11 protein-coding genes and 1 other RNA gene are annotated in these 10,179 nt (G+C 55.7%); 5 read left to right on the top strand and 7 right to left on the bottom strand.

Going from position 1 to position 10,179, the window contains the following annotated elements:
• The coding region (locus FHC48_RS10725; RefSeq protein ID WP_000641146.1) for an IS1 family transposase at positions 1-100 on the top strand (100 nt) is incomplete at its 5' end.
• Positions 101-135: 35 nt separating this feature from the next.
• The gene (locus FHC48_RS10720; RefSeq protein WP_059364984.1) at positions 136-468 is read left to right on the top strand and encodes a hypothetical protein; all 333 of its coding nucleotides are present in this window, start codon (positions 136-138) and stop codon (positions 466-468) included.
• 176 nt (positions 469-644) lie between these two features.
• Here the strand turns inward: FHC48_RS10720 and rprA are convergent.
• Together rprA and ydiK are read right to left on the bottom strand one after the other, a co-directional pair.
• Positions 645-752: antisense sRNA RprA (rprA, locus tag FHC48_RS10715), an RNA gene on the bottom strand.
• Between the two features lie 207 nt (positions 753-959).
• Positions 960-2,075: an AI-2E family transporter YdiK gene (ydiK, locus tag FHC48_RS10710; RefSeq protein ID WP_021241100.1), complete on the bottom strand. Its 1,116-nt coding sequence runs from the start codon at positions 2,073-2,075 to the stop codon at positions 960-962.
• 200 nt (positions 2,076-2,275) lie between these two features.
• Between ydiK and FHC48_RS10705 the strand changes: the two genes are divergently transcribed.
• The 3 genes from FHC48_RS10705 to FHC48_RS10695 all read left to right on the top strand — a co-directional run bounded on the left by FHC48_RS10705 (position 2,276) and on the right by FHC48_RS10695 (position 6,019).
• The gene (locus tag FHC48_RS10705; RefSeq protein ID WP_039266175.1) at positions 2,276-5,332 is read left to right on the top strand and encodes an FAD-binding and (Fe-S)-binding domain-containing protein; all 3,057 of its coding nucleotides are present in this window, start codon (positions 2,276-2,278) and stop codon (positions 5,330-5,332) included.
• Entirely contained in the window at positions 5,329-5,739 is a 411-nt protein-coding gene (gene menI / locus FHC48_RS10700) for a 1,4-dihydroxy-2-naphthoyl-CoA hydrolase (RefSeq protein WP_039023835.1), read from the top strand. The genes FHC48_RS10705 and menI overlap by 4 nt, the downstream gene beginning before the upstream one ends.
• An 85-nt stretch (positions 5,740-5,824) precedes the next feature.
• Positions 5,825-6,019, top strand: a complete 195-nt coding sequence (locus FHC48_RS10695; RefSeq protein WP_003857766.1) for a YdiH family protein — start codon at positions 5,825-5,827, stop codon at positions 6,017-6,019.
• Positions 6,020-6,069: 50 nt separating this feature from the next.
• On the opposite strand, the gene FHC48_RS10690 is transcribed toward FHC48_RS10695, so the two are convergent.
• From FHC48_RS10690 to ycgZ, 5 genes are all read right to left on the bottom strand, one after another.
• Complete coding sequence (locus tag FHC48_RS10690; RefSeq protein WP_059364982.1) at positions 6,070-6,699, bottom strand: helix-turn-helix domain-containing protein; 630 nt, start codon at positions 6,697-6,699, stop codon at positions 6,070-6,072.
• Positions 6,700-6,830: 131 nt separating this feature from the next.
• Complete coding sequence (fdhF, locus tag FHC48_RS10685) at positions 6,831-8,981, bottom strand: formate dehydrogenase subunit alpha (protein ID WP_059364980.1); 2,151 nt, start codon at positions 8,979-8,981, stop codon at positions 6,831-6,833.
• A gap of 189 nt (positions 8,982-9,170) precedes the next feature.
• Positions 9,171-9,449: a biofilm/acid-resistance regulator YmgB/AriR gene (locus tag FHC48_RS10680; RefSeq protein WP_008500635.1), complete on the bottom strand. Its 279-nt coding sequence runs from the start codon at positions 9,447-9,449 to the stop codon at positions 9,171-9,173.
• 29 nt (positions 9,450-9,478) lie between these two features.
• Positions 9,479-9,799, bottom strand: a complete 321-nt coding sequence (locus FHC48_RS10675; protein WP_045372917.1) for a hypothetical protein — start codon at positions 9,797-9,799, stop codon at positions 9,479-9,481.
• Positions 9,800-9,803: 4 nt separating this feature from the next.
• Complete coding sequence (ycgZ, locus tag FHC48_RS10670; RefSeq protein ID WP_008500634.1) at positions 9,804-10,043, bottom strand: regulatory protein YcgZ; 240 nt, start codon at positions 10,041-10,043, stop codon at positions 9,804-9,806.
• Positions 10,044-10,179 lie beyond the last annotated feature (136 nt).

The raw sequence follows: 10,179 nt of genomic DNA, 5'->3' as shown, positions 1-10,179 counted from the left end.
CCTGGCACGGCTGGGACGGAAGTCGCTGTCGTTCTCAAAATCGGTGGAGTTGCATGACAAAGTCATCGGGCATTATCTGAACATAAAACACTATCAATAAGTTGGAGTCATTACCTATTAGATAAGGGGAATAAAATGAATTTTAATGAACAGCAGTATGAAAGGCATATGCAGCTATATAATATTTTCGGTGGTGATGAAAATAAATATAATCCTGTCTTTAAGCCTAATAAGCCTTGGACTGATGAAGAACTAGCACAGAGGGCTATTGATGAACATGCAAAGGCACAGGAACTGATTCACAAGTTCAAGCAGCATGAAGCTCAGAAGGAGAAAGTCAGAGCAGAGACAGCAGCTAAGATCACCTCTGGTGAACTGTCTACATTCACCTTCCATCAGCCTGAGAAGATGCCATCTAGTAAAAGCTGGTTAGGCAGGAACCGAAGGAAGAAGCCAGGCCTAGAATGACAATCAGAACCCCCATCATTGGGGTTTTTACGTACTTCCTACAACCTTCTGAAACACTTCATACAAGCCTAACTATCAATGAGTTAGCGCGTCTCAGCATTTTATGTTCATACGACATTCATACAACTGTCTTACGATATGCACTCAGCAGTACACGGGTGAGCATTGATTTATAAGCAAAAAAAAGCCCATCGTGGGAGATGGGCAAAGACTACACACAGCAATTCGTTGTTTCACTCAGGGGATTTCCATGCTTATAAATCAAGGTGTTGATTTATAACCGTGTGCTAATAGTAGGCATGTCCGCTTTTAGCGTCGATCGGATTCGTCTCAATAGTTAAAGAGATATAAAGATTTCTTGAGGTTATGAGCAGATTGAGTGCAGAAATTGCGGGTCTGACCAGTGTGCAACGAATAAATACTTTAGCAGCGTTAAAGTATTGGGTGGGGGAATGTAGGCCGGGTAAGCGTTAGCGCCACCCGGCAAAAACTTAATGCGTGTTCTTCTCTTCCAGCTCTTCCAGCTCGCTCAAAATCACGTCCGGATCCGTTCCCGGCGGCGGAATTTCATGCACCCAGGCGGAGAACAGGCGCCAGGTAACGGCGAGCAGCACCGGGCCGATAAACAGGCCAATCATGCCGAAGGCAATCAAGCCGCCAATCACCCCGGAGAGGATCAGGATCAGCGGCAGGTCGGCGCCCATACGGATGAGAATCGGGCGAATGACGTTATCCATGGTGCCGACCACGCAGCTCCAGACCAGCAGCACCGTTCCCCATGTGGTATCTCCCGTCCAGTAGAGCCAGATAATGCAGGGCACCAGCACCAGCAGCGGCCCCAGTTGTGCAAGACAGGTCATCAGCATGACAACGGTGAATATCGTGGCATACGGTACGCCGGAAATCGCCAGACCAATACCGCCCAGCACCGCCTGCACCAGCGCGGTGACCACCACGCCCAGCGCCACCGCGCGTACGGCCTGCGCCGCCAGCAGTACCGCAGCGTCACCGCGTTTGCCCGCCAGGCGGGTGGCAAAGTGACGAACGCCCAAAGCCACCTGCTCACCGCGCCAGTAAAGCAGGGCGCTGAAGAGCAGCATCAGGGTACAGTGCATCATAAAGCGGCCAATATGCGCCGCCTGACCCACAAACCAGGTGGTGGTGGTGCCAATATACGGGCGCACTTTTGCCATCAGCGCGCTGCCGCCCATCTCCAGCAGGCTGTGCCAGCCGCTGTAGAGCTTGGCGCCCACGACCGGAATGCTGTTCAGCCATGCGAGATCCGGCAGCGTGAGATCGCCGCTGGTCACGGCGCGGATCACCGGGCCGCTGGAGTCGACGAGACTGTTTACCAGCAGCGCAATGGGAATAATAAACAGCAGGAACAGCAGCAGCGTCATGACCAGCACCGCTAACCCGCGGCGGCCGAACAGCAGCTTCTGCAAGCGCAGCAGCAGAGGCCACGTGGCAACGACAACGGTCGCGGCCCAGGCGAAGCCAAGAATAAAGGGTTGAACAATCCACAGACACGCAATGATCATGAGGGCCAGGAACAGCACCGACAGCAAAATTTGCGCAACATCCCTGGGCTGGCGAAGATTGACCATAAATGAAACTTTCCTTAAAAGAACGCCAGCGCGGCTGGCGGGAACGGAAAACCGCATCTCTTTAATCATTAATGATCTCAGCGGTTTTTGACAGGCGGATTTTGCCCGTAATTCTACGAAGCACATAAGAAAAAAATGTGATAAAACTTTCCGGACACAACGCAAACGATTTCACATTACTCTAATTAGGGTCGACAGTCATGATCCCACAGATTTCCCAGGCACCCGGCGTCGTTCAGCTGGTGCTTAATTTTTTGCAGGCACTGGAGCAACAGGGTTTTACAGGTGATACCGCCACGAACTATGCCGACAGGCTGACGATGGCAACCGATAACAGTATTTACCAGCTTCTTCCCGATGCCGTCGTTTTCCCTCGTTCTACGGCCGACGTGGCGCTGATTGCCCGACTCGCCACGCAGGAGCGCTTTGCCTCGCTGGTCTTTACGCCGCGCGGCGGCGGCACCGGGACCAACGGTCAGGCGCTGAACCAGGGCATCATTGTTGATATGTCGCGCTATATGAACCGCATCATTGAGATCAACCCGGAAGAGGGGTGGGTGCGGGTCGAAGCGGGCGTTATCAAAGATCAGCTTAACCAGTACCTCAAGCCTTACGGTTACTTTTTTGCCCCGGAGCTTTCCACCAGTAACCGCGCGACCCTCGGCGGGATGATCAACACGGATGCTTCCGGTCAGGGCTCGCTGGTCTACGGCAAAACCTCCGATCACGTGCTGGGCGTGCGTGCCGTTCTGCTGGGCGGCGATATTCTCGATACGCAGCCGATGCCGGTCGAACTGGCGGAAACGCTGGGTAAAGATAACACCGCCAGCGGACGCATCTACCGTACCGTGCTGGAGCGCTGCCGCGACAACCGCCAGCTTATTCTCGACAAATTCCCCAAACTGAACCGCTTCCTGACCGGGTACGACCTGCGTCACGTCTTTAACGACGACCTGACCCAGTTTGATTTAACCCGCGTGCTCACCGGCTCTGAAGGGACGCTGGCGTTTATCACCGAGGCGCGGCTGGATATCACCCGCCTGCCGAAGGTGCGTCGTCTGGTGAACGTCAAATATGACTCCTTCGATTCCGCGCTGCGCAATGCGCCGTTTATGGTGGAAGCGAAAGCGCTGTCGGTGGAAACGGTTGACTCCAAAGTGCTTAACCTGGCCCGGGAAGATATTGTCTGGCACTCCGTCAGCGATCTCATTACCGACGTGCCGGATAAAGAGATGCTCGGCCTCAATATCGTGGAATTTGCCGGCGACGATGCGGCGCTGATTGAGAGCCAGGTCACCACGCTCTGCCAGCGACTGGATGAGCTGATTTCGCAGGGCGAAGGCGGCGTGATCGGCTGGCAACTCTGTAACGATCTGGCCGGGATTGAGCGTATCTATGCGATGCGTAAAAAAGCCGTGGGTCTGCTCGGCAATGCGAAAGGGGCCGCGAAGCCCATTCCTTTTGCCGAAGATACCTGCGTGCCGCCTGAGCATCTGGCGGATTATATCGTCGAGTTTCGCGCCCTGCTGGACAGCCACGGCCTGAGCTACGGCATGTTTGGCCACGTCGATGCCGGGGTGCTGCACGTGCGTCCGGCGCTGGATATGTGCGACCCGCAGCAGGAGATCCTGATGAAGCAGATCTCCGACGACGTGGTGGCCTTAACCGCCAAATACGGCGGTCTGCTGTGGGGCGAGCACGGGAAAGGGTTCCGCGCAGAATACAGCCCGGCGTTCTTCGGCGAACAGCTCTATGCGGAGCTGCGCAAGGTGAAAGCGGCTTTCGACCCGCATAACCGCCTCAACCCGGGTAAAATCTGCCCGCCAGAAGGCGTGGACGCCCCCATGCTGCAGGTGGATGCCGTCAAGCGCGGCACCTACGACAGACAGATCCCGATTGCGGTGCGCTCCTCCTGGCGCGGCGCGATGGAGTGCAACGGCAACGGCCTGTGTTTTAACTTTGACGTGAAAAGCCCGATGTGCCCGTCGATGAAAATCACCAGCAACCGCATTCATTCGCCGAAAGGGAGGGCGACGCTGGTGCGCGAGTGGCTGCGTCTGCTGGCGGACCGTGGCGTCGATCCCCTCAGGCTGGAGCAGGAGCTGCCGGAAAAACGGGCCAGCCTGCGCTCGCTGATTGAGCGCACCCGCAACAGCTGGCATGCCAACAAGGGCGAGTATGATTTCTCCCATGAGGTGAAAGAGGCGATGTCCGGCTGTCTGGCCTGTAAAGCCTGCTCGACCCAGTGCCCGATTAAAATCGACGTCCCGGAATTCCGCTCGCGCTTCCTGCAGCTTTACCACACGCGCTATCTGCGTCCGGTGCGCGACCATCTGGTGGCGACGGTAGAGAGCTATGCGCCGCTGATGGCGCGCGCGCCGAAGACCTTCAACTTCTTTATCAATCAGCCGCTGGTGCGCAAGCTTTCCGAAAAGCATATCGGCATGGTCGATCTGCCGCTGCTGTCGGTGCCGTCTCTGCAGCGCCAGCTCGTCGGGCATCGTTCGGCAAACATGACCCTGGAGCAGCTGGAGGCGCTCACGCCTGAGCAAAAAGCGAAGGTGGTGCTGGTGGTGCAGGATCCGTTTACCAGCTACTACGATGCCCAGGTGGTTGCGGACTTCATCCGCCTGTCGGAAAAGCTGGGCTATCAGCCGGTTGTGCTGCCGTTCTCGCCCAACGGCAAGGCGCAGCACATTAAAGGCTTCCTGACGCGCTTTGCGAAGACCGCGCAGAAAACATCTGACTTCTTAAACCGCGTGGCGCAACTCGGGATACCGATGGTCGGCGTCGACCCGGCGCTGGTGCTGTGCTACCGCGATGAATACAGGCAGACGCTGGGCGATAAGCGCGGTGATTTCCACGTCATGCTGGTGCACGAGTGGCTGCCGACGGCCCTGGAAGACAAAGCGGTTCAGGACGTCAGCGGTGAGCCGTGGTATCTGTTCGGACACTGCACGGAAGTCACCGCGCTGCCTGGTGCCCCCGCGCAGTGGGCGTCCGTCTTTGCCCGCTTCGGCGCGAAGCTGGAGAGCGTTAGCGTGGGCTGCTGCGGCATGGCCGGCACGTACGGACACGAAGTGAAAAACCACGCCAACTCGCTCGGCATTTATGAGCTGTCCTGGCATCAGGCGATGCAGCGCTTGCCGCGAAACCGCTGTCTGGCGACGGGATACTCCTGCCGCAGCCAGGTGAAACGGGTAGAGGGTAACGGCGTACGCCACCCATTGCAGGCTTTACTGGAGATAATTGGATGATCTGGAAACGTGCCGTGACGCTGCAGGCGCTGAACGCCATGGGCGAGGGGAATATGGTGGGGCTGCTGGATATCCAGTTCACCCACATTGGCGACGATGACATTGAGGCCACCATGCCTGTCGATCATCGCACCCATCAGCCGTTTGGTTTATTGCACGGCGGGGCGTCCGTCGTGCTGGCCGAAACCCTGGGCTCGGTGGCGGGATATCTCTGTACCGAAGGGGAGCAGAAGGTGGTCGGACTCGAGGTGAATGCTAATCATATCCGCTCGGTACGCAGCGGGCGCGTGCGCGGCGTGTGCCGCGCGCTGCACGCCGGTAGTCGCCACCAGGTATGGCAGATTGACATTCTCGACGAGCAGGATCGCCTGTGCTGCTCTTCAAGGTTGACGACAGCGGTTGTGTAAAGTTTTCAGATGTTTTGCCTTTGGTCAAAAACTAGCCAGTGGGTTGTGATATACTGGTCAGGTTTTGTACATAAGCGAGGACATCATGGATACTGAAATAACCCCAACACAGCTGGCAATTGAATATTTACGTCGCGATAAGAGCAATCTGTCCCCGGCGCAGTACCTGAAAAAGCTGAAACAGCTTGAGCTGGAATTTACAGATTTGCTGGCGCTCTCTTCGAATGAGCTGAAAGAAGAGATCTACTTTGCCTGGCGGTTGGGCGTTCACGTCCATTGAGAGAGTAATGTTGAAAAGGCCGCAACTGCGGCCTTTTTTGTGTCTGAGATTCAGTATTTAGCGGGGAGCTTGTTGATTTTGATAAGCCTGCCTTCTTCCATTTCGATAAATCCGCCGGTTTTCAAATCCGCCAGAATGCGCATCACGCCGCTGCGGGAGAGGTGGGTTTTATCCCTGATATACTTTTCCGCCGTCACGCTGAGCCGATAATCTTCCTCTTCCTCCGTCAGCTTTATTAACTGCTGGCGAATCATCTCATACGCCGTCGGCGCGCCCTGCGGCATCACGTTGTTATAGAGACGGCTATACACATACATGAGCTGTTGAGAGAGCAGTCCCCAAAGCGCCTTCTCTTTAATAATGGCATTCACCCTTTCTGTGGTGATCGTCCCGATCAGGCACGGGCTGACGGTCTTAAGATAATCACTAAAATAGATATCAGTGAGGTTAGCGAGGCCGAAAACAGCAGGGCTACGGGCCGTAGATAGCATCATGTTATCGCTTCTTCTGTAGACGGCGATGGTTCCTTCAAGAATTAAATAGCACATGCCCTGACCATTGACCTGCAGGTCCAGCCGCTCGCCGCGGGCGGTATGTCGCGTTGTGCAATCAGGTAACAGGTGTGAAATAAGCGCTTGCGCGTGGGGAGAACCCCGTTGAGACTTTTCTGGAAGGGACATGGTTGCCGACAGCCTTAAAAAAAACCTGGCTAATTATAGCGCTTCTCTTTGGGACGGGTAAGCGAGTTGCTTGTTATTGCATGATTCCGTACGCGATTGCCGGGTGGCGGTTACGGCACCCGGCATTTTCCTCAGACGTTCGCCGCACTTATCAGCCGCGACTTCATGGACTGATACGCCGATGCGGCATAGTCCTCTGCCCAGCGCTGGTCCTCAATCGCCTCCAGCTGCACCGCGCAGTACTTCGTTTCCGGGGTTTTGGAGATGGGATCGAGGTTATCCTGGGTTAGCTCGTTGCAGGCACCAATCCACCACTGATAGGTCATATAAACGGCCCCGGCGTTGATGCGCTCGCTGATGCTGGCGCGGGAAATTACTTTCCCCCGGCGGGAGCGCACCCAGACCAGCTGTCCGTCGGTAATGCCCAGCTTGTCCGCATCGGCAGGGTTCATTTGCACCCGGCCCGGCTCGTCGGCCAGGCTTTGCAGCGCGGCGCAGTTCCCGGTCATGGAGCGGCAGGAGTAGTGGCCCACCTCGCGGACCGTACAGAGCACCAGCGGGAAATCCGCATCCGGGGTTTCCGCTGGCGCGCGCCACGGTGCGGCAAAGAGCTGCCCTTTACCGGTTGGGGTATCGAACTGATTATCTTTGTACAGGTACGGCGTACCGGGATGATCCAGCGTCGGGCACGGCCATTGAACGTGACCCATCTCGCCCATTTTTTCATACGTCACGCCGTAGAAGAGCGGGCACAGCTCGCGCATCTCGTCCCAGATTTGCTGGTTGGAGTCATAATGCATCGGGTAGCCCATCTCGGTGGCGAGCAGGCTGATGATCTCCCAGTCGCGCTTCACGTTGCCGCTGGCTTCAATGGCTTTGCCAAAACGCTGGAAGCCGCGATCGGCACAGGTAAAGACGCCGCCGTGTTCACCCCATGAGGTAGCCGGAAGCAGAACGTCCGCCACCTCTGCCGTTTTGGTCATAAAGATGTCCTGAACCACGACAAACTCGAGCGCTTCAAAACCGCTGCGCACCAGGCCGAGATCGGCTTCCGTCTGGAGCGGATCTTCTCCCATGATGTAATAGGCTTTGACCTTGCCTTCCAGCGCAAGATGCGGCACTTCGGTAATGCGCGTCCCGACGCGATCGTCCATTTTATTGACATCAATTCCCCAGGCATCGGCGAACTTCTGCCGGACCGCCGGGTCGGTCACATCCTGATAGCCGGGGAACATATTCGGCAGGACGCCCATATCGCAGGCACCCTGGACGTTGTTCTGACCGCGCACCGGCCCGACGCCGACGGCGGGGCGACCGAGATTCCCGGTCAGCAGCGCCAGGCTGGACAGCCCTTTGACCACATCAACGGCCTGACCAAACTGGGTCACGCCCATTCCCCACATCACGGTAGCGGAAGGAGCCGCCGCAAAGGTGCGCATCGCCTGGCGGACATCACGGGCGGGGATGCCGGTAAGATGTTCGACCTTCTCAGGCGCATAGTCTTTTACCGTTTGCCGGTAGGCCTCAAGCCCTTCCGTAAAGCGCGCCACGTAGCTTTTGTCGTACAGCTCCTCTTCCAGCAGCACATAGCCAAAGGCGTTCACCAGCGCCATGTTGCTGCCGTTTTTCAGCTGAAGATGTTGGTCGGCAATACGCGCCGTTTCAATACGGCGCGGATCGCAGACGATAATTTTTGCGCCGTTTTCACGCGCTTTCAGCACGCGGCGGGCAACGATAGGATGGGAGTCCGCGCAGTTATAGCCAAACACCAGCAGGCATTTTGAGTTTTCAATATCGTTAATGGCGTTGCTCATCGCGCCGTTGCCGAGCGTTTCCTGTAAACCCGCCACGGACGGGCCATGACAGACGCGCGCGCAGCAGTCCACGTTGTTGGTGTTCAGCACCGCGCGGGCAAACTTTTGCATCACGTAGTTGGTTTCATTGCCGGTGCCGCGAGAGGAGCCGGTGGTCATGATCGACCGCGGCCCGTGCTGCGCTTTAATGCTGCTGAGCCTGTGGGCGGTGTAGCGGATCGCCTCTTCCCAGGTAACGGGGGTGAAGGCTTCGCCTTTGCGGTAGCGGATCATGGGCTGGGTAAGGCGGGGGGTGAGAAGACGGGTGTCGTTGAGGAAGTCCCAGCCGTAAAACCCTTTCAGACATAAGGTGCCCTGGTTTGTGACCCCCTCTGCCGCTTCGGCACGGATGATACGGTTATTTTCAACGACAAGGTTCAATTTACAGCCTGCACCGCAGTACGGGCAGACGCTGGCGATCTTTTTCATCAATAACAGACCTGTTAAGAAATGAAGCAAAGTTGACTGGAAAACCAGTCCCGTATGCGGAGATAAGCAGGAAGCGTGCCAGGTTGGCTTTGCGTGTATTACAGGGTGTTATGGGGGAGGGCGCGTGTCATCGTCAGGCCGATCGTCAGTTTTGACGATGACACGTTAGGGGGCGCGGCGAGCAGGAACTCAGAGATCGTCCATGGTGTAACCCACCACGATTTCCAGCGTCTTACGAATCACATCCGCCTGAACCACGTCGTTGGTGGATTCCAGCGTCTGAATGAGCCAGAGGATGATCGCTTTATTGGAAAGATGACCTTCGGAGGCCAGAACACAGCGTACTGCAGTAGAAAAAATAGCGGACTCTTCAGCAAAACGATCGCCTGCATGGCGGAAATACTCCGCCAGCGCACTGTCTAAAAAAGCAGAGTGATATTCGGGTTGAAGCTGAATATTTTGTCTCATTTGTTCTCACCGTAGCTGTTAAATTGCAGTCAATGTATTTTTTTGGGATCGGACGGTTTTCCACTTCCAAATAACGGCACTACATTGTCTCGGTTATCGTTGAGAGATCCCTCTCTTTTTGATCGTCCTTGCGCGGTTCTGCGACGTGTAAAGGCGATGCTGTTTGAGCCGATCTCGGCAATCACCATCGCAAGTGTCTCCCGCCGCTGGGGATCCTTTTCATGTTCTTTCATGACCCGCAGACGCTGTAGCAAGCCTTCTGTTGTCACCGGCCCCCGCTCTTTCAGAAGAGAGAGAACGGCTTCACCGATAAGCTGGTCTATCAATCGGTCTGCGTTACTGCGATTCATATCCTTACCGTTCGAAGAGCAGACCAAGCAGCATGTGGTAATGCTCTTCCTCTTCCGGCCCATCGGCCTTTTCGAGGCGGCTGAGCAATTTTGTACAAAGCGATTTGCGATTAAGGTTTCGCCCGTCGCTGAGAATTTCAACAACCACCTGGCCCAGCGTTTCCTGTTGGGTCGGAAGCGCGGCTTTTTCGAAGTACTGTGCGATTGCTGCTGCGGAATCTGCGACGTAACCTTTCTGCTGCATGTTTCGCTCCTGTAAAATTTTGTAATCAGTAACGTTACATTTAAGGTATACACAATTTCCAAATCTGTACATCTAAAATGTACAGATTTTTAGATTTTTTACGATATATTTTATAAATCATTTATTTTTCATTACG

This window comes from Enterobacter sp. EC_50, from assembly GCF_019584525.1.
GTDB classification, from domain to species: Bacteria; Pseudomonadota; Gammaproteobacteria; order Enterobacterales; family Enterobacteriaceae; genus Enterobacter; species Enterobacter roggenkampii.
The sequence above is the reverse complement of the archived record's forward strand: the minus strand, read 5'-3'. Positions and strand labels throughout refer to the sequence as shown.